We start from the raw sequence: 22,640 nt of genomic DNA on the forward strand, positions 1-22,640 counted from the left end.
TTGCGTAAAGCGATGGTTGCGACGCCGGGCCACGCACGACGCAATTGGCGCTTCTTTCGTTCGCAAATAAGGTGGTCGCATGAAGAATCATGTGGCACCCGACACTTTGCCTTCAGTGGAAGCGGCCAGCGGCCTTCTGTCAGGACGTAGATGGTGGTGGATGCTTGCTTTGGCGTCGATGGTCCTTGTGGCCATCTACCTCTTGGCTGTTCAAACTGCTCCTGGTCAGGCGCTTGAGAACGCGGCACTCAGGGGCGCGGATCAAGTCTCTGCCGATGATGAGGCGCAGGCCTGGAACAGTCTCGGGATGATTACTGTGTGGAGCCTCGCGATCGCGACGGCAACGGTGGGGATCATCGGGGTTCTGAGAAGGAAGTACTTGCTCGCGGTTGTCGCGGTGGGCACGATCGTCGCAGGGCAGGTGATAACGCAGAGCCTGAAGCGGTTCATTTTGCCGCGCCCTGAACTCGTTCCAGTAGTAGGTGACTTCACTGGGAATTCGTTTCCGAGCGGGCACACGACAATTGCCATGACTGTGTTCGTCGCGGTCTTACTTGTCGTGCCGTTTCGGTTCCGTGGTCTGGCGATGTTTGTTGTCATGAGCTGGGCTGTGGCCATTGGTGCTTACACCGTTACAGCGAAGTGGCATCGTTTCTCTGACACGCTTGGTGCAGACATGGTGGCCTTGATCGTGGGTGCGCTTGCTGCTCTTGTGCTCTTCCGTGCGGGTCTTATCGAGAGAGTCGACAGCCGCCCAAGACTCCGTGTCATCTACGTTGTAGCGATGGCCCTGTCTGGGTTTGTAGCTCTGGCGTTGGGCACGTTCATTGCGGCATTCACTGTAGGTTCCGACCTACGCGACTCTGTGATTGAGTGGGACGCTTACCTTGCAGCGAATTCTCTAACCTTTGGATGCTCTGTCTTGGCTGGGCTCATGTACTGGGGAAGCTGGCGTCGCCTTCAGGTTCGCTAGAAGAGCCGCAGCCCTCGCAGGGAAGGCAGGCGAGAGGGTGGAGAGTTGAGGTCGACTCTCTCGACTCACCGCGGCGATTTGAAAATGAGGAGGCCCTCGAGCGTCCAGCAGCGAGTGCGGGAGCGAGTAGGACCTCGCGACATGATCGTGCGTGGTCCCTCTTCCATTTCTAGCCCTTGCTGCTCCTTTGCTTCCCAAGAAAAGGGAAGGGGGCCAGGTGTGAACCACGCCCCTTCCCGAAACTGTGTGAGAGCAACACTGCGGATTCTGCCTGCAGCGCCAACGCGAAGCCGCCACCGAAGGCAGGTGCCTCGGCGGTCGTGAGGTACGTCGACGCCCCGCTCAATGCGCTCGAGCGCCGAACGTTCTGGACCTGCGCATTGAAAGCTCCAGCGACTTCCGCGATTGTCGCAGTGAGGCGCGCCTGCTCAATGACCAGTTGCCCGGCCGGATCGGTTACGAGGTCCCCTTGCAGGGTCCGCACCGAATCGGCCCGAGCGGCTGCACGTGCTTCGGCGTGCTTCTTCTCCTCGTGCCCGCCCTTACCGACGTTTCCTCGCGCCCAGTTCGGCCCGAACCGATCGACAGCGTTCAAACCATCAGTACCCAGGGACTGAATGATCTCGATTCTCAGATCAAGCATCACCGACCAAATCTCGCCTATCTTGCCGCGCTGGCGGGCAGAGTGGAGCGAAGGCGTCGGCCCGCACGCGCGGCGGCGCGAGGACGGACGGCTCGCACCGCTCCACCACCTCGCAGCAATTGCAGGGCTTGGCAGTTCGACATGAGCAGCAGCGAGGAAGAGGTTGCTGCACGGGGATGCCCGCGACCGATCAAGCTGTCCTCCGGAATCTGGGTTCGCTGTGGCTCGCGCGTGAAGTCCGCGTGTGCGTCTTGCGCAGAGCTATTCCGGTTGGACTGGGCCGCAATTGCACGCTCGGGCGTATTCGACGGACCGGTTGAGAACTTCCGCTTCTACCTGTTGACGCTCACGGCACCTTCTTTTGGGGCAGTGCACCGTGTCCCCCGCAGCGGCGGGCCGCAAAATTGCCGCTGCGGTGAGACTCATTCCGTGGAGACCGCCCACCTCCGCGGGGTTCCGCTCAGCAGCCGCACCTACGATTACGCAGGCCAGGCCGCTTGGAACCGCGACGACGGAACCTTGTGGACGAACACGGTTCGCCGCATGCGTGACCGGTGGGACACGCTCGAGTTCTTCCTTGTCCGCGAGTGGCAGGATCGCGGCGTTGTGCACCTTCATGTAATCGTTCGGATTGCGCGCCACGAAGCCCCTGCTGCGGACCAGTTGCGAGACGCCGCGCGCTCGCCCAACGCCATCTCGAAAACTGATGGAGCGGTTGTTGAGTGGGGTGCGCAGGCGAAGCGCGATACGTTCCGGGCGGACATCGACGGCGCAAAGACAATTTGGTATCTCTCAAAGCCGCTGAATTACCTGCTGAGAAACGTGGCTTTCGACGCGGGCGAAGACTCCCCCAATATTGGCGGCATCTGACGCGACTCGACGCCACAGCATGCTGTATGCGACGCAGCCCGCCGCGGTGCCGCTGCGCTCAATGCGTTCTAGGCGAATGAGGAAAAACTAGGTCACCAGCCCTCGGTCGACAACGTTGCCGATTTCTCGAAGCGGGAGGAGCTGTGATGCGCTCAACCTCCGCGACAATACAAGCAGGTACGAAAAAGCCCCCCACGAGTAGAAGCCTCGTGAGGGGCAGTGGCTCCGACCGGCGTCGATCCGGTGACCTTTCGATTTTCAGTCGAACGCTCTACCAACTGAGCTACAGAGCCATTTTGGGCAGTCGCCCGAAACGAAGGAGCCCTCCCGAAGAAGAGCTCCATTCATCTCAGCGACCCTGACGGGACTTGAACCCGCGACCTCCGCCGTGACAGGGCGGCGCGCTAACCAACTGCGCTACAGGGCCATACTCATTATTCAATTGTGGCAGTTTCAGTGACCCCAACGGGATTCGAACCCGTGCTGCCGCCGTGAAAGGGCGGTGTCCTAGGCCACTAAACGATGGGGCCGTGACACTTTCGCGTCATCAACTACCGAGATAAATATTACGGATCCAGCACCATGGGTGCAAATCGAGGCCGAAATACCGAAATCCCTGGCGTGTCGCAGCCGAAACTTCAGCAGCAAAAGGCCCGCTCTAACCGGCGATTGCGCGCTGGACTCGCGAGAGCGGAACGTTCTCGTGCAACATCACTCCAGAACCGGTGCGCTGCTCGAAGGTGAAGCCGAGCTGCCCCTGGGTCAGAATGCCGATCAGGAACGGCTGCGTCGGGTTCCACATAATCCAGGTCAAGCGCCCCTGGGCGTTGGTTCCCAGGAACGTAACCTCAATCTGCTTTCCGCCGATGTTCTCGACGACGGGGACATTGCGGCGCGTGGAGAACGCCGCACCGGGCTGGCGCTCCTGCTGGATCTCGTTCATGGCTTGATCCTATTCCCCCCACCAGATCAGCGCCCGCGAAACGAGCGGCGTCGGGCACCAGCGAAAGCAAGTTTGGCGCTTGATAATCCCAGCTAGTTCACGGCTAGGGGCTGGCTTCTGCATCACCGATCTGCTTATACTCCGAATCCAAAGTCAGTCACTGGGGGGTGAGTGCGGAGAGAGATATGCACGGCGAAGCGGCCCACCTGGGCCGCACCCCTGAACTCTCCTCCGCGGTGGCAACGCTCCTCCCCGCAGGATCGTGCCTGATCGTGACTGGGCCAGCCGGCATCGGGAAGACGCACTTTGCCCGCCAAGCCGCCAGGATCCTGCGCGAAGACGCGCCCGTCGAGGTGGTCCGCATTCGCGGAAGCTGGGGCGCGCGTTCGACGCCGTACCACGCGTTCACCGGCCTGATTCCGGCACTCCTGCACGACGAGTTTCCCACCCCGATTGCGGCGCTCGAGTCGGTGACGGACGTGCTCGTGCGACCGGGCGAGGACGTCCTGCTCATCGCGGACGACGCGCACGAGTACGACGCGGCAAGCCTCGAGCTGTTGGGGGCTCTTGCCGTCGCCCCGGGACTCCGCGTCATCATCACGGCCCGCAGCGTGCCCGGCGATGCACTGTGGCTCCTTGAGCGGCTCGAGCGCGACGGCTACGCCGCCCACCAGCGCCTGGGACCGCTGTCCCTAGCCGAGTCGAGCCAGCTCGCCTGCAGCCTCTTCCAGAGCGAAGCGATCGAGGGGCCATCCGCGCTGCAACTGCACAGCAAGAGCGGCGGTAATCCGCTCCTCCTCAGCCGCTACGCTGCGGCGCTGTTGCGCAGCGGCGCCATCACCGTCTCTGGCCCGCTCGCCTACTGGAACGGCGCAGCCCCGCTCGCGGGAACGGTCGCAGAGCTCTTCGCCGCTGAGCTGCATCAGCTCAGCCCCGCCGAACGCAGCGCCCTCCTCGCGATCGCACTCGCCGAGCCCATGCCCGAGGCGATCGCCCGCAGACTGTGCGATGCGGAGGCTCTCGACTCGCTCGCCCGCTCGTCGTTCATCACGCTCGCGCACGATCAGAGCGAGCCACGGTTCTCGATCGTGCACCCCCTGATCGCCGAGGCAGTGCGAGACGCGGCGACCCCGGGAGAGCGCGTCAGCGCCGACCTCACCTTTCTCGACGCGCTCCCCCCGGTCATCCCGGAACACGCTCCCGAGCTCGCGCTTCGCTCTGTGGCGATCAGCATCGAGCACGGCCAGCCGATCCGGCTCTCGCTCCTGCGGCGTGCGTTCACCATCGCGTGCGCCGCCGCCGATCGGCCCCTCGCGGTGCGCCTTGCCGACCTGCTGATCGAACATCCGTCGTCCACTCTGTTCGAGCGTCTCGATGCTCGAGCTCGCCGACTGCGCATGATGCGATCGGTCGACCTCAAGCGCTACCGCGCGACCTCGGTGCAGGACGAGCTGCGCTGGACAACACCCCAGCCCGGCGACGACGACGCGCTCCTCATGCGCCGCGTGGCCCTCGCCTTCGCGGTTTTCGATCTCTTGCTGCGACGGGACGACGACCCGGCTCAGGCCCTGCTGGTTGCGCGAACGCTGCACGCCCAGCTGCCGCCGGACGCCCTACCTGTGCACGAGTACTTCGCGCTGAAGCTCACCCCGCGCCTCGGCACCATCGGGCACTTCGACGAGGCGATGACGCTCGACGAGACCCCCCAAGTATCGACGACGAGCCGCGTCTCCCGACTCACCAGCGCGGCCGTGCGCTGCGCGATCCTGGGTCAGCAGGGAAAGGTGAGCCAGGCCCGCGAAATCGCCATCCGCGAGCTGCCGCTGGCCACGTTGCACCTCCCAGACGTGCCCGACGCCGTAGGCGAGCTCTTCGCGAGCTGGTACCTGATTGCCAGCGTTTCCGGCAGGATCCAGACCATCTCGAATCTGCAGCGCAGCCTCGATGCGCATCTCGAGCAGCGCCCGGCGAAGTTCCTCACTGAAGCAGGCTTCTCGGAAATGACTGCAGGGGTGCTCGCCTCGGCGCAGGGGCAGTGGCAGGTCGCGAGTGGCCAGTTCGCGGCGGCGATCGCCCGGCTCGAGATTTCCGATCCCGTCGGGTACCTCGTCAACGTTTCGGCAGCCGCCGCCTTCGCCTACGCGGCGGCAGGGAACTCGGCCGCGGCCCGCGCAGAAATCGAGCGCTGCCTGTCCTTGCCGCTCGGTGAGTCACGCATCGTCGAGGGGATCATTCGCTTCAACCTCGTGCGTGCGAGGTTGTGGCTGGGCGACCGCCAGCTGGCGGCGGCGGGGGCCGGTGAGCTCGCCCAGTGGGCACGCGAGCGCCACTTCTCCCTGGTCGAGCTTCGCGCGCTGCACGTGCAAGTTCTCGCGGGCGAACGCGATCCCGCGTTGCTGGCCCGCGCCGAGATTCTGCGGCCCCAGATCGACGGCAGGATCGCCCCGGCGATCGTCGACCATATCCATGCACTGCACGAACAAGAGCGGCTCTCTGAACACCCCAGCACACGGGCCCTCGCCCGGCTCGGCATCTGGATGCCGCTCCCTGCCGGCACCGACTTGACCGGGCGCGAGCGCGAGATCGCGAACTTCGCCTCGCTCGGGTACTCGAGCAAGTGGATCGGAACGACCCTGCAGATCTCACGGCGCACCGTCGAGACCCACCTCGCTCACCTCTACCTGAAGCTCGGCGTGACCGAGCGCGACTCTCTCGCGGACCGGCTGTCTGAGCTCAGCGAGCAAGCGGAGCTCACGCTCTGGCGGGCCGCCTAGCGGCCGAGGAGACCGCCAGCCACCCCGAGGGGTGCCGGAGCGCCCGTCAAGGCCGCCTAGGCCCCTGCAAAGAACGCTGCGGCCGCTCGGGCGAGCCCGTGCAGGTCGTCGACGTGCGCCAGTTCGCGCGCCGAATGCATGGAGAGCAGCGGCACGCCGACGTCCACCGTCCTGATACCGAGTCGGGTCGCGGTGAGCGGACCGATCGTCGTGCCACAGGGCACCTTGTTGTGCGACACGAACTCCTGGACCGGCACTGCCCCGGCTGCGCACACCCGCGCCCAGAGCGCGGCACCGTGGGCGTCGCTCGCGTACCGCTGATTGGCGTTCACCTTCAGGATCGGTCCCGCGCCGGCGCGGGGTCGCACGTCCGGGTCGTGCTTCTCGGGGTAGTTCGGGTGCACCGCGTGCCCAGCATCGGCCGAGAGACACCACGACGCGGCGCGGGCTCGCGCAGCGTCCTCGGTCGTCGCGCCCAGGCCGGCCTGGATGCGGTCGAGCACGTCTTCGAGGAAGGGGCCCGCGGCACCGGAGCGGCTCTCCGAACCGAGCTCCTCATGGTCAAACACGGCAAGGATCGCGATGGTGTCGGCGGCCGGCGTCGCAAGCGCGAGCGCGATGAGCCCCGCGTAGACCGAGCTGAGGTTGTCGAGGCGTCCCGACGCCAGCAGCTCCCCGGACGCACCAATGCGCGCGGGAGCCTGAGTGTCGGCGAGGAAGACGTCCCAGCCGACGATGTCATCCCGCTCAACTCCTGCGGCCGTCGACAGCAGCTCGACCGGGTCGATCTCGCCGATGCCCAGGATCGGCTGTGTGTGCCGCTGCTTGTCGAGCTCGAGCGCGGTGTTGCTCGTGCGATCCAGGTGGATCGCGAGCTGGGGGATACGCGCAACGGGCGACGTGCGCGCGAGGTGTTCGGATCCGTCGTGCGTCACGAGGCGTCCCGCCAGGCACAGGTCGCGGTCGAGCCACGAGTTGATGAGCGGCCCGCCGTACACCTCGACGCCGGCCTGCGCCCACCCCTCAGCGGTGTGTCCGGGACCCGGCTTCAGCTTGAACGTCGGCGAGTCACTGTGTGCCCCCAGCAGCCGGACCGGCGATGTCGGGCCGACGCCCTCCCCCGCGATCCACGCGATGAGCGCACCATCTCGCCGCACGAAAGACCCCGCCCCGGCCTCAGTGCGCTCCCAATGAGCTCGCTCGTCAACCTCTTCAAAACCCGCGCGCACCAGCAGCCGGGCCGCGGCATCGACGGCGTGGTACGACGAGGGCGATGCCTCGACGAAACCCGCGATCCCCTCGATGTAGTCAGCGATGCCAGGCAGCGCCGCACGCACCGTGTCGGGAGTGATCGGGTGGGAGTTGATCGGCTGGGCAGCACTCGTCTCGCTCATTCCCCCATCCAATCATCTGAACCGCGCGGGCCCGGGAACGCCGGTCCGTCGACCAGCAGACTTACCGCGGAGCCTCACCGCCGAGTCCTTCGGAGCCGATCACCCGGTCAGTGCGGAGTTCCGTCAGCCGCGCGAGCAGCGCGCCAGCCTCGTCCGGGTCGGCCACCCGAAACTCGGCCGCGGACTCCCCCGGCCCGACGCGCACCCCAACGTCGCCGGGCCGGAGCGCCCGGAACCCATCCTCGTCGGTCACGTCGTCTCCGATAAAGAGCACGGGCCCCTCGGGCAGGCGGTCGCGAATCTGGGTCAGGACGGCGCCCTTATCCGAGTCGCGCACCGCCATCTCGATGACCTCTTTGCCGTGGCGTGTGCGCAATGGGTGCCCCGCATCGGCGAGGCTTCGCGCGATCCGTTCTGCCTCGGTGATCGCCGCGCTGGCCGCATCCCGGTCAGCGACCCGCCTGGTGTGTACGCCAACCCCGTAGGGTTTGCGCTCAATCTTCAGCCCGTCGATGTGGCCGAGCGCCTGCTCAAGCTGCACCTCGAGCAGGTCGCGCAACACGAATTCCTCTTCGGTCGGCTCGGCCGGATCCCCCGAACCGTCCTCCCAGCGCAGCTCGGCACCGTGCGAACCGGCCAGGATCCTGCCGGTGGTGCGCACGCCGGTCGAGGCGAGACTTTCGAGCGAACGTCCCGAGACGAGGGCGACCCGCACCCCGGGCGCCTCCTGCAGCACCTCGAGCGCGCGCTCAGACCGGGGCAGGATCCTGGCATCCTCTGGCCGAGACACGAGATGCGCGAGCGTGCCATCGAAGTCGAGAGCAATGAGCACCGCGGGGGCCGTCGCGAGGCGCCGCAGCGCCGCATCGATTCCGGTGGGCAAGAAGATCGGCCGGGTCGGTGGCGCCGCCTGCGGTCGCTCGGGACCCGAGACCAACGGGCCGCGAGCGGCGGCGTCGACCGCACGCAGGAACTCGCTCGACCAGCGCAGCACGTCGCTACTGTTCAGGGTGCGCTGCATGACGTGCATGCGGCGGCGCTGCTCCTCTTCAGGCATATGCAGGGCCTTGAGCAGCCCCGCCTTGAGGCCCTCAATGTCGTGGGGGTTCACAATCACCGCGCGCGACAACTCGTCGGCGGCGCCTGCGAACTCGCTCAACACCAGCGCCCCACGACCGTCGGTGCGGCACGCGACATACTCCTTCGCGACGAGGTTCATCCCGTCGCGCAGCGCAGTCACCGCGAGCACGTCCGCCGCGAGATACAGCGCGGCCATCTCCTCGCGCGGGTACCCGCGGTGGAGGTAGACGACCGGGGAGTAGCCAATCGCCCCGTGGTCGCCGTTGATGCGGCTCACGGTCAGCTCGATCTCGTCGCGCAACTGCTGGTAGGCCACGACCCGCTCTCGGCTCGGGCTCGCCACTTGGACGAGCACCGTCTCGCCCGGCTCGAGCGACCCGTCCGCGAGCATCTCGGCGTAGGCCTTGAGCCGGTGCCGGATCCCTTTGGTGTAGTCGAGCCGGTCGACTCCCAAGATGACCCGCTTCGGGTTTCCGAGTTCGGCGCGAATCTCGGCGGCCCGCTGTTGCACCTCGGGACGCTCCGTGAGCTCGACAAACTGCCGCACGTCGATAGAGATCGGAAACTCCTGCGCGACGACGCGGCGAGGCGCCTCACCCGAACCATCCTCCGGCAGCGAGACCACGTTTCCGTGGGCGGGGACACCCAGAATGCGTCGGACGACCGAGCGGAAGTTCGCGGCATCCTGCACCCGCTGAAAGCCGATCAGGTCTGCGCCCAGCAGGCCCTCGAGAATCTGGCGGCGCCACGGGAGCTGCGAGAAGATCCCGTTCGCGGGGAAGGGAATGTGCAGAAAGAACGCGATGACGAGGTCCGGGCGCTTTTCGCGCAGCATCGCCGGGACGAGCTGCAGCTGGTAGTCGTGTATCCAGACGGTCGCGCCGTGTTCGGCGGCGGCAGCAGCCTCGGCGGCGAAGCGCTCGTTGACCTCGCGATACCGTTCCCACCATTCCCGGTGGTACTGCGGCGGAGAGATGACGTCGTGGTAGAGCGGCCAGATCGTATCGTTTGAGAACCCCTCGTAGTACTCCTCGAGGTCTCGGGTGCTCAGCGCGACGGGCTGCAGCGAGAAGCCCCCGGCCTGAAACGGCTCGGTAGCCTCGTCGACGCCGCCAGCCCACCCCACCCAGGTGCAGCCGAGCTCACGAACGACCGGCTCCATCGCGGTGACGAGCCCGCCGGGCGACGTACGCCAGGTGTCGGGGCCGCCGTCAGGGTCTGCGACGCGGTCGACCGGCAGCCGGTTCGCGACCACGACGAGGGGGCGCGATGGCGACTCCGACCCCTCGGTCTCGTGTGACCAAGTGACCCATTCCGCCGCCATCGCGTCCCCCGCGTCCCGCACTACTTTTCGGTGACCGGGCTCGTGAAGCCGGCCGCGAACTCGGCGAGCAATCTCGCGCCAAAGCCGGTCGAGCCGGCCGAGCGCCAGAGCTCGTCGCGATCGCTCTTCATGGTGCCCGCGATGTCCAGATGACCCCACGGGATCCCGTCGACGAACTCGTTCAGGAAGAGCGCCGCGGTGGTCGTGCCCGCGTACTCGCCGCCCATGTTCGAGATGTCGGCCACCTCGGAGTTGAGCTGTTCGCGGTAGTTGTGCTCAAGCGGCAGGCGCCAGATGCCCTCTGCCGTGGCGGCAGCGGCGGCCTCCAGCTGGCCGGCAATCTCGTCGTTGTTCGCGAGCATCGCAGCGGTGCGGGTACCGAGGGCTGCCATGGCGGCGCCGGTGAGTGTCGCGATGTCAACGATCGCGTCGGGGCGCTGCGTCTCTTCGGTGGCGAGCACGAGCCCGTCAGCGAGCACGAGGCGGCCCTCGGCGTCGGTGTTCTTCACCTCGACGGTGGTGCCGCCGCGAATGGTGAGCACGTCACCGAGCTTCGTCGCGCTGCCCGACGGCATGTTGTCGGTGCACATCAGCCAGCCCGTGACGGCGGTGGTCGCGCCGAGGTCACGCAGGACGGTCATCGCGGCGAACACCGCGGCGGCACCCATCATGTCGAACTTCATCGCGAGGTGCATGGCGTTCGACGGCTTCAGGCTGATCCCGCCGGAGTCGTACATGATGCCCTTGCCGACAAACGCGAGGTGGGCGCTCGCGCCCTCGGGACGGTAGCTGAGCTTGATCATGCGCGGCTCTTCGGTGCTGCCGGCGTTGACGCCGAGCAGCCCGCCCGTGCCGAGCGCGATCAGCTGCGCGCGATCGAAGACCTCGACCTCAAGCCCGAACTGCGGGCCGAGACGGGTGGCCACCTCGCCGAACTTCTCGGCGCTCAGGTGACGGGGCGGGGTGTTCGCGAGGTCGCGCGAGATGGTCGTCGCGCGGGCCAGGATCTTGCCGTGCGCCGCGCCGGCCTCTGCCGCGGCCCGGTCGGCCTCGGACACGGTGAGCGACAGCGACTCGAGCGCGACCGTCTTCGGATCGCTCTTCAGCGCGTCATAGCGGTACCGGGCAAGGATCGCGCCCTCGGTTGCGGCGCGCGCGGCGTCTGCGGCATCGAGCGGGAGCGCCCGGAGGTCGACGGCGAGTGCGCCCGATTCACGAGCGGCCCGGGTGAATGCGGCGACGGCATCACGCAGCGCGTCCGCGTTGTCGATCCCGGATCCGGTGCCCACAAGCACGGACACGGGAGTCTTGCCCGACGGCAGCAGCAGGGTCTGGCCCTTCGCCCCGGTGAAGCCCGCTGCGGCGAGCGCCGTGCGGTCGAGGCCCAGGCTCGCGGGGAGCGCGCCCTCGAGCGTAATGAAGACGGCGGCAGCCTGCGCTGCGTCGTCGAGGGTCGAGCCCACGCGAACGTCGTGGTTGGCAGCAAGCGAGGGAACCGGCTCAAAGGCCGGATCAATGATGACGGTCATGATTCTCCTTAGTCAGTCCTCACGATACCGGCGCAGAGGTTTCCGCGGGGACCGGGAATAACATTCACGTGAATAGAGTTTTACCCATCATGCACGCATTCGGATTCCTCTCATTTGGCCACTATGGCGACGTCCCCGGCACCGCCACGCGCAGCGCGAGCGACATGATCCTGCAATCGATCGATCTCGCCCAGGGCGCCGACGAGCTCGGCGTCAACGGCGCATACTTCCGGGTACACCACTTCGCACGCCAGGCGGCATCCCCGATGCCCCTGCTGAGTGCGATCGCCGCGCGCACGCAGCGCATCGAGGTCGGCACGGGTGTCATCGACCTACGCTACGAAAACCCGCTGCAGCTCGCCGAGGAGGCGGCGACGCTCGACATCATCGCGGGCGGGCGCATCGCACTCGGCATGAGCCGGGGATCACCCGAGCCGGCGCTGCGCGGCTACGAGGCCTTCGGCTACACCGGCTCGGAGGACCCCCGAGGCGCCGACATCGCCCGCGAGAAGTTCGCCCTGTTCCTCGAAGCGATCGACGGGAACGGGATCGCCCCGGCCGACCCGAAGCAGTATGGCCAGGGCGTCCAGCTGCCCATCGAGCCGCGCTCGGAGACGCTGCGCGATCACATCTGGTGGGGCTCGGCGAGCGCCGCGTCCGCGGAAGACACTGGCCGCCTCGGCCTCAACCTCATGAGCTCGACCCTGCTCACCGAGGCCGACGGGCGCCCCTTCCACGAGCTGCAGTACGAGCAGATCATGGCGTTCCGGGCCGCCTACCGGGCCGCCGGCCATACGGGCGCCCCGCGCGTCTCGGTCAGCCGCAGCGTGTTCCCGCTCATGAATGAGACGGACCACGCCTACTTCGGCCTGCGCGGCCAGGACTCGGGCGACCAGATCGGCATCATCGACGGCATGCGCTCGACATTCGGCAAGACCTACGCGGCCGAGCCCGATGTGCTCATCGAGCAGCTCAAGCGCGACCCCGCCGTGATGGCGGCGGACACGCTCATGCTCACGATTCCGAACCAGCTCGGCCCGGAGTACAACCTCCACGTGCTCGAGTCGTTCGCGAAGCACGTCGCGCCGGGGCTCGGCTGGAAGCCGAACTTCGAGGGACCCGTGCAGGGCGTGGCGGTCTGACCGCATTCTCGATGAGCACGCGTTGCCGGGGTGCGCACCAGCCCACCCCGGCAACTCACCCTCGAGGAATCACCAGGTCGAATCGCCGCGAATCACGACATCACTGCCACCGTCAATGAAGATCACCTGCCCACAGAGGTGACTGTTCTCCACGCTGGTAAGCCAGACGAGCAGGTTTGCAGGCACTTCAGGCCCGGCAAATCCATTGAGCGGCATCGGCACCATAGCGACTTGCGCTCGGCCCTCCTCGGTCGAGAGCAACGGCGCCGTCATCGGCGTCTTGATGACCCCCGGCGCGATGGCGTTGAGCGGGATCGAAGCCCCGGCCCACGCCGCGGTCGCCGCATTCCGGCGAACCCAAATCGCGAACGCCTTCTTGGTCGAGGAATAGATGTGATTCTCAGTTGCGGGATCACTCGCAAGCACGGCGGTCCGCGCGAGGGCCCCCGCTTCGTCGCCAGAGAGCATGAGCTCAACAAGGGTGTCGTCGACGGGAAGAATCGATGCCATCGAGGCGACGCCCACCGCACGCGGGGCGTCGGATCCGGCGAGAAGCGGACGCAGCCCCTCGAGGGTTGCCACCATCCCAAAGTAGTTCACGCCCACGGTCGCGGGAATGGCTGCCGCGAGGCCCGCGATCGCCAGGACGGCGTCGATATTGCCGCCGCTCAGACGAGTTGCTTCGGCTACGAGCGATTCTCGACCGGTCGCTGTCGTCAAGTCCACGTTGATGTCTGCGTCGTGAAGGTCAACGCCGATAACAGTATTCCCCTGCGCTCGCAGCAGTTCCGCAGTGGTCTTGCCGATTCCGCTCGCGGCCCCGGTTACAACATAGGTTCTCGACATGCTGGTCCTTCCCTCGGTGCTGTGCGCCGCGACGTTGCGACTGTCTCAGCATCTCCTATGAGGGCTCCGTGCGGTGAGAAACTTTCGAGGCATTCAGACTGACCGGAATTCCGAGGACTCGCTCGAGTCGGTCACCGGGCGTCGGCGCGCGCTACCTTGGCCCGCGATCCACCGCCTCGATCACCGCGGCGAGCTCGTCGCGGAGCGCCATCAGCCGCTCAATCGGCATGCCAAGCCGGTCGATCACGGCGGGCGGCACATTCAATGCTTGCTCCCGCAGCGCCACGCCCGCCGCGGTAGGCGCGAGCGTGAACGTGCGCTCGTCACCCTCGAGCGGGGCGCGCTCAATCAGGCCCGACTGCTCGAGCCGCTTCACGATGGGTGTCAGCGTGGCAGGATCAAGCCGCAGCATGTCCGCGAGGTCCCGGAAGCGCACCGGCGGCTCTCCCCACAGCGCCAGCATGACGAGATACTGCGGGTGCGTCAGCCCCAGCGGCTCCAAAATCGGCCGATAGATCCCAATCACTCCCCGGCTCGCGACCGCGAGCGCGAAGCAGACCTGTCGATCAAGTTCAAGGGCGTCGATCGGGAGTTTCTCCATAGCTCAATGCTATCTCGTTTGCCCACAAACAAACATGATAGGGTTTTGTTTGTGGGCAAACGAGAGAAGAAGCTACGGCTCTGGCACAGAAGTCCCTACGACGGCGTTCCGGGGGCCTACGCGGCCGTGCAGCGATTTCTGTACCAAATCGAGGGACCCTCGCAGCTCGGAGACCGCAACGAGCCAGCACCCGTCGCTCCGGTAGATCCGAGGTGTCCCGTCTGCACGCAGCCGATGAAGGACCACCGGATCGACCGCGGTGGCCCCGGCCTACCGACGCAGCTGAAGTGCCCGGCACCAAAGCCGCCGAGCACAGAGGGCGCGAACTAGCCCGATAGCGGGTGCACGAGCCGAAACCGCTCGCACACCACCGGCATCTCGGGCTCGAACCCGCGCGGGTTCTCGGAGTACAGGCGCCAGTAGCGCTCGTGCACCTCGCGCCAGTGCGCGAGCGTGCGATTCCCCTCGCCCTCGGCGTGCGCGTGTTCCGCGGACACCTCGAGGAACGGGACGACCCGGATCTCGGTGGTCTCGATGACGGCCTGCGGCACGCCTGCCCCGTCGAGGATGATGCTCAGCTCACCCTCGGTCGGGAGGGGGTCACCGGTCTCCTCGTAGTCCCAGAGCGATGAGGCAGTACCGGTTTTCGTCCCGGCGAGCACGAGGGCGAGCAGCCCATCGGCTTGCGCTGAGGTTGCGCCAAACGCCCAAACCTCGGGGGTTTCTTCCGAAAGCTCTGGTCGCTCGGCGCGAATCGCGCGCCAAAACTCTTCGATCGCCGATGACGTGTCCATTCGACTCAGCATACAAATCCGCCCAGCCTCCGAGCTTTTCTTTTGAGCCAGCGCCGGTAGACTCGAACTCGTGAAGATCTAACTCCGCACTGTTTCGCGCCTGAGGCGTCGAAGCTGCCGCGCCCCACATCTCCGCATCCCGCCCCAGGTCGATGCGTCCGAGATCGGCGACGGCGCTCGGCACAGCCCCGCGAGACTCGCTTGCTACCGCGCCCGCTGCGGTGCACTTCGGAGGCTCAGTTGCCACACTCATCTCTCACGCACACCCCCACCCGCCCGCTCGTCATCGACGGCGTGTCGCGCAGCTTCGGCGATCGCCGGGTGCTGAGCGACATCAGTTTCACCGCGTCGCCGGGCGACCGGCTCGCCCTGATTGGCGAGAATGGCACCGGCAAGTCGACCCTGCTGCGCATCGCCGCGGGGCTCGACACCGCCGACGCAGGATCTGTCTCGCGCCCACCGCGCACCGGGATGCTCGCGCAGGAGCTTCCCTTCTCGGCGATCACCCCGGTGCGGGCCGTCCTCGACGACGCCCTGGCCGAGCCGCTCGCGGCCCTCGCGGACATCGAGCGCGCCGCGGCCGGCCTCGCCGCCGATCCCTCGGACGACGCGAGCGCTGAGCTCTACTCGGCCGCGCTCGACCGGGCTGAGCTGCTCGGTGCCTGGCAGATTGAGCCACGGGTCGCCGCCGTGCTCTCCGGGCTCTCACTCGGTGCCGTGCCCCACGACCGCCCCATCGGCGAGCTCTCCGGCGGCGAACGGGTGCGCCTCGCCCTCGCGGCGCTCCTGCTCGCCGCCCCCGACGCCCTACTGCTCGACGAGCCGAGCAACCACCTGGACGACGCGGCCATCGCGTACCTTGAGAGCGTACTCACCGACTGGCGCGGCCTCGTCGTGTTCGCGAGCCACGACCGCACGCTGATCGACCGGGTCGCGACACGGGTGCTCGACCTCGACCCGCGGGCGCTGCGCTCAACTGAGCTCGCCGATGCGGCGAGCTTCCTTGGGCAGGATCCTGCCGGCGCAGAGCCTGCCGCGAAAGATCAGGGGGCCACCGAGCGGGCGACCACCGATGACCCGGGCGCGGGCATGGGCGTGCGCGTCCACGGCACCCGACCGGGCGGGTACTCCGCCTTGCGCGCCGAGCGGGCCGCCGAGCTGCGCAGGTGGCGCGATCGCTACGCCGCCGAACAGCGCTCGATCGCTGATCTCACGCACGAGATCGAAGTGGGCTCACGCGAGGTGAACCGCAAGCATGAATCGAAATCCGAGTCTCGAATCAGCAAGAAGTTCTACTCCGACAAGGATTCCCGCGTCACGGCCCGGCGCGCACGCAACGCGACGGTACGCCTCGAGACACTCGAGCGGGACCGTGTGCGGCGACCGCCCGAGCCGTTGCAATTTGCGGGGATCGGGGACCCTGACGAGCCGCGGGCGGATACGCCGACGCTGCTTGAAGCCACAGACCTCTCGGTGCACGGCCGGCTCGCGCCCGTCTCGCTGGGGGTTTCGGCGGGTGGGCGGATCCTGATCACCGGACCCAATGGCAGCGGGAAGTCGACGCTGCTGCGCGTCATGGCCGGCGAGCTGGCCGCGGACGGCGGCGTGGTCACTCTGGCTGACGGCATGAGCTGCGCGCTGCTGCACCAGGAGACCACGTTCGTCGACCCGTCCCGCACCGCCGAGGCCTGGTACTTTGCCACGCTGGGAGCAGACCTCGCCGAGGAGCGACCCCTCGCGGGCGCCGGGCTGCTCTCGAGGCGCGATCTCGGTCGACCAGTCGGGCAGCTGAGTATCGGTCAGCAGCGGCGGGTCGCGCTCGCAGCTCTTGTCGCAAGGCCGCCCGAGATCCTGTTGCTCGACGAACCCAGCAACCACCTGTCGCTCGCGCTCGTCGACGAACTCGAGGAGGCGCTCTCGACATTTGCCGGGGCCGTCGTCATCGCGAGCCACGACCGCTGGCTGCGCGAGCGCTGGGCGGGCCACGAGCTGCGCATCTCGCCCGCGCAGCCCGCCGGGTCGGGGCACAGCACGGCTCCCGTACAGTGGATTCGTGACCTTCCTGATGCGGGTCACCAGCCCGTCACCCGCCCCGAGGGAGCCCACCGTTGAACCCAGCAGTCCTCGCGCTCTACCGCGTTCGCGGCGCGATCTTCTTCGCCGCGACGGCCGTGCTGGTCGCGGTGGCCCTCTTCGGGCGCTTCCTCGAAGGTGAGGTCGCCGACGCGATCCTGCTGGGTCTGGTCGTCGCCGGGCTCGCGGGCTGGCTGCTCTGCCTGTTGCTCGCCATGTTTGGCGCGAAGGCCATTCCTCAGCGGCAACGGGTCACGGTGCACTCCCCCGTGAGCGGGCGCTGGCTCGCGATGAACAGCCCCGCGTCTCAGACGCCGAGCCACGGCACGCGCGCCTACGGCCAGGCTCACGCCGTCGATCTCGTGTTCGAGCCAGAGGGATACGCCCGGCCCGCCTTCGGCACCTGGCCCGCAATGCGCGAGCCGCAGGAGTTCAAGGCCTTCGGCCAGCCCGTGGTCTCGATGGTCGACGGGGTCGTGGTGCGTGCGAGCGACTGGCGCCGCGACCACCGCTCCCGCACGAACCTCATCGCGTTCGCCTACCTGATGGCCGAGGGCGCGGTGCGCGAGCTCGGCGGGCCCGGCTTCGTCGTCGGCAACCACGTCGTGGTTCGCGACGCGAACGGCGACTTCGCGGCGACGGTACACCTGTCTCAGGGCTCGAAGACGGTGAACGTCGGCGATACCGTGCGTGCCGGGGATATTGTGGGCGCCTGCGGCAACTCGGGCAACAGCTCCGAGCCGCACGTGCACGCACAGCTCATGGACCGCGCCTCGTTCTGGACGGCTCAGGGCGTCCCGTTTGCCTTCTCAGAGATTTCGATCGACGGGCAGGATCCTGCCGACGGGATGCCCCGCAACGGACAGCACCTGACGGGCGGAGAGCCCGAGCCTCGGGCGGAGTAGTTCCGGCGGGTTCCTGACGGGCCCGCATGAAATGTTCGCCGAGACGAACTTTTTCTTCCGCCCCAAGCAGCCCGCAACCAGGCTTCTCCCTCTGCCGCCGAACTTGCTACCGTGGCCAGTTGACCGCCACACGGCGGCAGGATTCTGGAGCCATTCATGCCACGCGACGCCTCACCCGAGGACTTCGAGCTTTCCGACCCGCACGCCTACGACCACTCGCACGCAAACGTGTCGTCGGGCTGGCTGCGCGCCTCGGTGTTTGGCGCCATGGACGGGCTCGTCTCGAACATCGGCCTGATCGCGGGTGTCGCGGCGGCGGGCGCCGCCCCGGGCATTGTCATCGTGACCGGCGTCTCGGGGCTCATCGCTGGCGCGATCTCGATGGCGCTCGGCGAGTACACCTCCGTCCGCACCGCCAACGAGCAGGTGGACTCGGAGGTCCGCACCGAGCGCGCCGCTCTCGCGCGCAACCCGCAGGGGGAACAGGCGGAGCTGGCCGTGCTGTTCACAAAGTTCGGCATGCACGCCGACGTCGCGACGCTCGCCGCATCTCAGGTGCACTCGAATGACGAGAACGCGTTGCGCGTGCACCTCACCCACGAGCTCGGGCTCAACCCTGACGACAAGCCCTCACCGTGGGTCGCGGCGGTCTCGTCCTTCGTCTTCTTCTCGTTCGGCGCGCTCGTCCCGCTGATCCCGTTCTTGTTCGGCTCTGGCGAGCTGTGGCTCGGCCTCGCCTTCGGCGGGGTCGGCCTGCTGGTCGCCGGCGGAATCGCGGCGACCTTCACCCGGAAGAACTGGCTGCGCGGCGCGCTCCGCCAGCTGGTCTTTGGCGGCATCGCCGTGGCCGCGACGTTCGCGATTGGCACGCTACTCGGGGTCGACTCGATGTAGCTTGCCGGCTCGATTGCAGCTGACTACCCCGCCGCCACCGGGGTCGCCTCGATCCCACACCGCTCTGCGAGCTCGCATGCGAGCCGCTCGGCCGCTTCGGCCGCCCCGGTCTCGTACGCGATCCAGTACATCGGCGGGGCGACATCGAGCGCCGTCACCTGAACGATCAGCTCCGCGAGCACCTCCGAGTCGCCGAGCGGCAACACGAGGACCGGCTGAAACCTGGCTCGGTCAATCCCGCGCAACAGATCCGTCCAACCGAGCGGCGACGCCCCATCGAGTGGCACCCGAATCGGCAAGATATGCGGGGCCCGGGGCGCCGGGGAGAGCGGCGGCGCACTGCCCGGATCCTGGTGTGAGGCGATCGACCGGAACAGATCTGACCGGCTGCCTAGGTTCTTGACCAGCAGCGGGGTCACGCTGAGGCGGGGCAAGGATGGCCCGCTCGCCGGGGCCCGCCGCATCGCCTCCACGAGCGCCTCACCTTTGGCCCCCGCGTCGACGATCCGCTCGTCGCAGGCCATCAGCGGGCGCACCCGGCGCCGAAAATCTGCTGGCCGCTCGCCGAACCACGCCCGGAACGCCCGTGTCAGGTACTTCGCGTCTGAGAACCCGCAGTCCGAGGCGATCCGAGAGACCGTCGCGTCGGACTCGAGCAGCGCGACCTCGGCCTCGGCGACGCGCAGGAAGGTCAGGAGGTCACTAAAGCTCACCGCCGTGGCGTCGCGCACGATCCGGGACAGCGAGTTCTTGTGATAGTGCTGCGACTCGGCCACCTGATCGAGCACGTCGCGCTCCGCGAGGCGGGCACGCATCGCCCCCACGATCTCCCGAAACTGCACCCGGCGCATCGTGCTGAGCCGTTGCCGCCGCTCGTAATAGTCCTCGTAGGCGTACCCGCCACAGAGCTCGGTGAGTAACTCGGCGACGCGAGACCGCGCCACCTCCTCGCCCGCCTGCAGCACCCCCAGTAGTTGCTGGCGAAGCGCGTCCTCCTGCCCGCGAGACCGCACGAGATCGAACGACTCACAGGCGAAGATCACCCCGTCGATCCCGGGCACCGCGTCCGAAAAGTCCGAAAGGCGCGCGTGCACCAGGGCGGTGACGTTGTCGTCCGAGCCCACGAGCAGGTGCGGATCACCAGCGTTCAGCACCGCAAAATCGCCCACCGTCAGACTGAACTGCTCGCAGCTCACGGTGACATGGAGCGAGCCACGCAGTACCAGGACAATCTCGGCGACGCCCGGGTGCCGATGCATCCGCGTCCGACCGACCGCTACAGTGCGCCTCGCGAAGCTCTCGTCGTCCCTAAGCATGGTGAGTTCAGGGTACGCGGCCCTCTCGCTACCAGACGAATTCGCCGTCCCGCACGGTGAGCTTGCCATCGCAATACACGCGCGCGTGGTTCGCCACGTCGTAGACGACCTCGGCACTCGACGTCGGGTCGGCCCGCAGCACGAGCAGGTCCGCGAGCTTGCCCGTCTCGAGGGTGCCGATCACGTGCGACATTCCGACGGCCTCGGACGACACCGCGGTCGCCGCGTGAATCGCCTGCGGCACCGTCATGCCGCACTGCACGAGCGCGCGGAACTCGAGCGCGCTGTACTCGCCGTACTTCGTGAGCGGCTCGTACACGGTGTCCGAGCCCAGCGCGATCTTGACCCCGGCGGCGAGCGCCGTGCGGAAACTCGTCTCGGCCGCGGCGCCGTACGCCTCGCCCATCTCCTCGGTGCGTTCCTCGTACAGGTCCCGGTAGAGGAAGGCGTCGGGCCTGATCTGCGTTCGCTCGCCCTCGCCGAGCGGGATGAAGTCGCGGTACCAGTTGACGATGAGCTGCAGCGTCGGCACCAGAATCGTGCCATTCGCAACCATCTTCTGGGCGAGCGCCTCGTCGATGTCCTCGCCGTGCTCGATCGTGTCGCAACCGGCGTCGATCGCCATCTCGATCGCTTCCCGATTCTCGGCGTGGGCCGCGACGATCGTCCCCGTCTGCCGGTGCGCCTCGTCGACGCACGCGCGCACCTCCTCCATCGAGTAGTGCACGTCGTCAATGCGATCGTGGGGCCAGTTGTCCCCGCCGCTCACCCAAATCTTGATGGCGTCGGCGCCCTCGCGAAGGTTTCTCCGCACCGCCTTGCGAACCTCTTCCGGGCCGTCAGCAATCAGGCCCCACACCCCGGCCTCGGCGACATAGTCAGGGGTGAACTGGTGTAGGTCGGCGTGGCCGCCGGTGCGGGAGAGGCCGGGGCCGCAGGCGACGACCTTGGGGCCGGGAATCGTCTGCTCGAAGAACAGCCGCTTGAGGTACAGCCCGTTCCACGAGATGTCGCGGACAGTAGTGAAGCCGCGCTTGAGGAGCTGTTGCGCCTCGTACACCGAGCGCATCGCTTTGAGGAGCATCGGCTCGGCGACGACTCCCATCTCCTGGTCGTCGACGTCGGCACGGCCGCCCGAGAGGTGCACGTGCGCGTCGATCAGCCCGGGCATCACGAAGTGACCCGGCAACGAGACCACGTCGATCTCTGGCCGCGCCACGAAGTCGGCCATTGGCCCCATCGCGGTGATCCGTTTGCCCCGCACCTCAATGAACGAGTCAGGGCGCGGCTGCGCATCAGCTCCGGTGCCGTCGACAATCGTCACGTCGCAGAGCGCGAAGCCGTGGGGAAGTGTCATCTTTTTCATCTCCGTCCCCTGCGCCTAGAGGCCCAGGACCTTGAGGAACTGTCCGGTGTACGTCTTCGTCTCCGCGGGCGTCAACAGTCGGAAGTCGTAGATCCGCTCCGCGTCCTTTTCGCTCGGGAACAGCATGGGGCTGTCCGCCAGCGCGGGGTCAATCTTCGCGAGTTCCTCCCGCACCCCGGTAACCGGCGGCACGCTCGCGGTGTACGCGGTGACCTCGGCCATCACGTCGGGCTGGTAATAGAAGTCGATGAGCTGCTCGATGTCGGCCATGCGCTCGGTTCCGCGCGGCACCAGGATCGAGTTGACGTACTTCGTCCCGCCCTCCTCCGGAATGACCCATTTGAAGAGTTCCTCGCCCGCCTCGTCGTTGAGCACCTGCACGTCGCCCGACCAGCACATCGCGGCCCAGATGTTGCCGCTCTGGAGGTCCTGCGTGTACGAGTTTCCCTTGACCTGGGCGTACTGCCCCGACTCGACGCGCTCACTGATCTCGGCGAGCGCCCGCTCGAACTCCGCATCGCCCCAGTCACCCGACACGTCCACGCCTTGCCCCAGCAGTGTGAGCCCCACGGTGTCGGTCATCTCGGACAGCACGCTCACGCGACCTTCGAGCGCGGGCTCGGTCAGGTCGGCCATGCTCCGGATCCCCTTCGGGTACAACTTCGTGTTGTAGCAGAGCCCCGTCATCCCGCCCTGCCACGGCACGCTGTACTGCAGCGTCGGGTCGTAGGCGGGACTACTCATCAGCGGCAGCACGTTCGCAAGGTTCGGAACGTTCGCGTGATTGATCTCCTGCACCTCACCGTTCTCGATGACGCGCGCCGTGAAGTCGTCGGCGAAATTGAAGAGATCGTAGCCGGGGAAGCTCCCCTTTTGCAGCTGCTCCCGGATCTTCGCGTAGAAAGTCGCACTGTCGTCAATGTCCTCGAGGAAGTCGACCGGAATGCCCGATTGCTTCGTGAACTGCTCAAGCGTCGGGTAGCTCTGGGTCTCCTCGTCGAAGTCCATCGTGAACGTCCAGTTTCCCCAGACCAGCGGGGAGGATCCCGGAGCCGAGGGGGCGCACCCGGCAAGGGTCGACAGTCCGAGCAGCCCGGCCCCGGTTCCCGCCAGGCGCAACAGGGTCCGCCGGCTCAACTGCGGCAGCTGCGTTCGTGTGCTCGAAGTCATGAC

Annotated in this window: 18 protein-coding genes and 3 tRNA genes; 7 read left to right on the forward strand and 14 right to left on the reverse strand. The window is 67.2% G+C overall.

Features of this window, described 5'->3' with window-relative positions:
- Positions 1–79 precede the first annotated feature (79 nt).
- Positions 80–973 carry a phosphatase PAP2 family protein gene (locus tag KOE53_RS11980; RefSeq protein WP_215401708.1) on the forward strand — a complete coding sequence of 298 codons (894 nt, stop codon included), beginning with the start codon at positions 80–82 and terminating at the stop codon, positions 971–973.
- A 169-nt stretch (positions 974–1,142) separates the two neighbouring features.
- On the opposite strand, the gene KOE53_RS11985 is transcribed toward KOE53_RS11980, so the two are convergent.
- The gene (locus KOE53_RS11985) at positions 1,143–1,616 is read right to left on the reverse strand and encodes a hypothetical protein (protein WP_188058640.1); all 474 of its coding nucleotides are present in this window, start codon (positions 1,614–1,616) and stop codon (positions 1,143–1,145) included.
- Positions 1,617–1,757: 141 nt separating this feature from the next.
- On the opposite strand from KOE53_RS11985, the gene KOE53_RS13895 reads away from it, so the two are divergent.
- A complete protein-coding gene (locus KOE53_RS13895) occupies positions 1,758–2,486 on the forward strand; it encodes a replication initiator (RefSeq protein WP_353055652.1) in 729 nt (242 codons plus the stop codon).
- Positions 2,487–2,706: 220 nt separating this feature from the next.
- On the opposite strand, the gene KOE53_RS11995 is transcribed toward KOE53_RS13895, so the two are convergent.
- The 4 genes from KOE53_RS11995 to KOE53_RS12010 form a co-directional block, all read right to left on the reverse strand.
- Positions 2,707–2,779: transfer RNA gene (locus KOE53_RS11995), tRNA-Phe, on the reverse strand.
- A gap of 60 nt (positions 2,780–2,839) precedes the next feature.
- Positions 2,840–2,913: transfer RNA gene (locus KOE53_RS12000), tRNA-Asp, on the reverse strand.
- A gap of 30 nt (positions 2,914–2,943) precedes the next feature.
- A tRNA-Glu gene (locus KOE53_RS12005) sits at positions 2,944–3,016 on the reverse strand.
- 128 nt (positions 3,017–3,144) lie between these two features.
- The gene (locus tag KOE53_RS12010; protein WP_188045818.1) at positions 3,145–3,429 is read right to left on the reverse strand and encodes a hypothetical protein; all 285 of its coding nucleotides are present in this window, start codon (positions 3,427–3,429) and stop codon (positions 3,145–3,147) included.
- Positions 3,430–3,614: 185 nt separating this feature from the next.
- Here KOE53_RS12010 and KOE53_RS12015 point away from each other — a divergent pair, with 185 nt between their 5' ends.
- Positions 3,615–6,203 (forward strand): LuxR C-terminal-related transcriptional regulator, encoded by a 2,589-nt coding sequence (locus KOE53_RS12015; protein WP_188058642.1) that lies wholly within the window; start codon positions 3,615–3,617, stop codon positions 6,201–6,203.
- A 56-nt stretch (positions 6,204–6,259) separates the two neighbouring features.
- On the opposite strand, the gene KOE53_RS12020 is transcribed toward KOE53_RS12015, so the two are convergent.
- The 3 genes from KOE53_RS12020 to KOE53_RS12030 form a co-directional block, all read right to left on the reverse strand.
- Positions 6,260–7,597 (reverse strand): M18 family aminopeptidase, encoded by a 1,338-nt coding sequence (locus KOE53_RS12020; protein ID WP_188058643.1) that lies wholly within the window; start codon positions 7,595–7,597, stop codon positions 6,260–6,262.
- A gap of 61 nt (positions 7,598–7,658) precedes the next feature.
- On the reverse strand, positions 7,659–10,022 hold the full coding sequence (locus tag KOE53_RS12025; protein WP_353055653.1) for a bifunctional alpha,alpha-trehalose-phosphate synthase (UDP-forming)/trehalose-phosphatase: 2,364 nt from the start codon (positions 10,020–10,022) through the stop codon (positions 7,659–7,661).
- The gene (locus KOE53_RS12030; protein ID WP_188058644.1) at positions 10,022–11,530 is read right to left on the reverse strand and encodes a leucyl aminopeptidase; all 1,509 of its coding nucleotides are present in this window, start codon (positions 11,528–11,530) and stop codon (positions 10,022–10,024) included. The genes KOE53_RS12025 and KOE53_RS12030 overlap by 1 nt, the downstream gene beginning before the upstream one ends.
- A gap of 89 nt (positions 11,531–11,619) precedes the next feature.
- Between KOE53_RS12030 and KOE53_RS12035 the strand changes: the two genes are divergently transcribed.
- On the forward strand, positions 11,620–12,672 hold the full coding sequence (locus KOE53_RS12035; protein ID WP_188045822.1) for an LLM class flavin-dependent oxidoreductase: 1,053 nt from the start codon (positions 11,620–11,622) through the stop codon (positions 12,670–12,672).
- A gap of 69 nt (positions 12,673–12,741) precedes the next feature.
- Here the strand turns inward: KOE53_RS12035 and KOE53_RS12040 are convergent, their stop codons facing one another.
- From KOE53_RS12040 to KOE53_RS12050, 3 genes are all read right to left on the reverse strand, one after another.
- Positions 12,742–13,518 carry an SDR family oxidoreductase gene (locus KOE53_RS12040; RefSeq protein WP_188045823.1) on the reverse strand — a complete coding sequence of 259 codons (777 nt, stop codon included), beginning with the start codon at positions 13,516–13,518 and terminating at the stop codon, positions 12,742–12,744.
- A gap of 151 nt (positions 13,519–13,669) precedes the next feature.
- A complete protein-coding gene (locus KOE53_RS12045; RefSeq protein ID WP_188045824.1) occupies positions 13,670–14,119 on the reverse strand; it encodes a MarR family winged helix-turn-helix transcriptional regulator in 450 nt (149 codons plus the stop codon).
- Positions 14,120–14,445: 326 nt separating this feature from the next.
- Positions 14,446–14,913, reverse strand: coding sequence for an ASCH domain-containing protein (locus KOE53_RS12050; RefSeq protein WP_188058645.1), 468 nt, complete (start codon positions 14,911–14,913; stop codon positions 14,446–14,448).
- 240 nt (positions 14,914–15,153) lie between these two features.
- Between KOE53_RS12050 and KOE53_RS12055 the strand changes: the two genes are divergently transcribed.
- From KOE53_RS12055 to KOE53_RS12065, 3 genes are all read left to right on the forward strand, one after another.
- Positions 15,154–17,025 carry an ABC-F family ATP-binding cassette domain-containing protein gene (locus KOE53_RS12055; protein ID WP_188058646.1) on the forward strand — a complete coding sequence of 624 codons (1,872 nt, stop codon included), beginning with the start codon at positions 15,154–15,156 and terminating at the stop codon, positions 17,023–17,025.
- Positions 17,022–17,891 carry a M23 family metallopeptidase gene (locus tag KOE53_RS12060; protein ID WP_188058647.1) on the forward strand — a complete coding sequence of 290 codons (870 nt, stop codon included), beginning with the start codon at positions 17,022–17,024 and terminating at the stop codon, positions 17,889–17,891. The genes KOE53_RS12055 and KOE53_RS12060 overlap by 4 nt, the downstream gene beginning before the upstream one ends.
- Positions 17,892–18,047: 156 nt before the next feature.
- Positions 18,048–18,785, forward strand: coding sequence for a VIT1/CCC1 transporter family protein (locus KOE53_RS12065; protein WP_188045828.1), 738 nt, complete (start codon positions 18,048–18,050; stop codon positions 18,783–18,785).
- Positions 18,786–18,808: 23 nt separating this feature from the next.
- On the opposite strand, the gene KOE53_RS12070 is transcribed toward KOE53_RS12065, so the two are convergent.
- From KOE53_RS12070 to KOE53_RS12080, 3 genes are read right to left on the reverse strand one after another with little or no spacing between them, the layout of a single operon-like run.
- On the reverse strand, positions 18,809–20,101 hold the full coding sequence (locus KOE53_RS12070) for an AraC family transcriptional regulator (RefSeq protein ID WP_188058648.1): 1,293 nt from the start codon (positions 20,099–20,101) through the stop codon (positions 18,809–18,811).
- A gap of 28 nt (positions 20,102–20,129) precedes the next feature.
- Positions 20,130–21,458, reverse strand: a complete 1,329-nt coding sequence (locus KOE53_RS12075) for a metal-dependent hydrolase family protein (RefSeq protein ID WP_188058649.1) — start codon at positions 21,456–21,458, stop codon at positions 20,130–20,132.
- A 24-nt stretch (positions 21,459–21,482) separates the two neighbouring features.
- On the reverse strand, positions 21,483–22,637 hold the full coding sequence (locus tag KOE53_RS12080; RefSeq protein ID WP_188058650.1) for an ABC transporter substrate-binding protein: 1,155 nt from the start codon (positions 22,635–22,637) through the stop codon (positions 21,483–21,485).
- Positions 22,638–22,640: the final 3 nt, after the last annotated feature.

Source organism: Leucobacter sp. CX87 (genome assembly GCF_018682295.1).
Lineage (GTDB): Bacteria > Actinomycetota > Actinomycetes > Actinomycetales > Microbacteriaceae > Cx-87.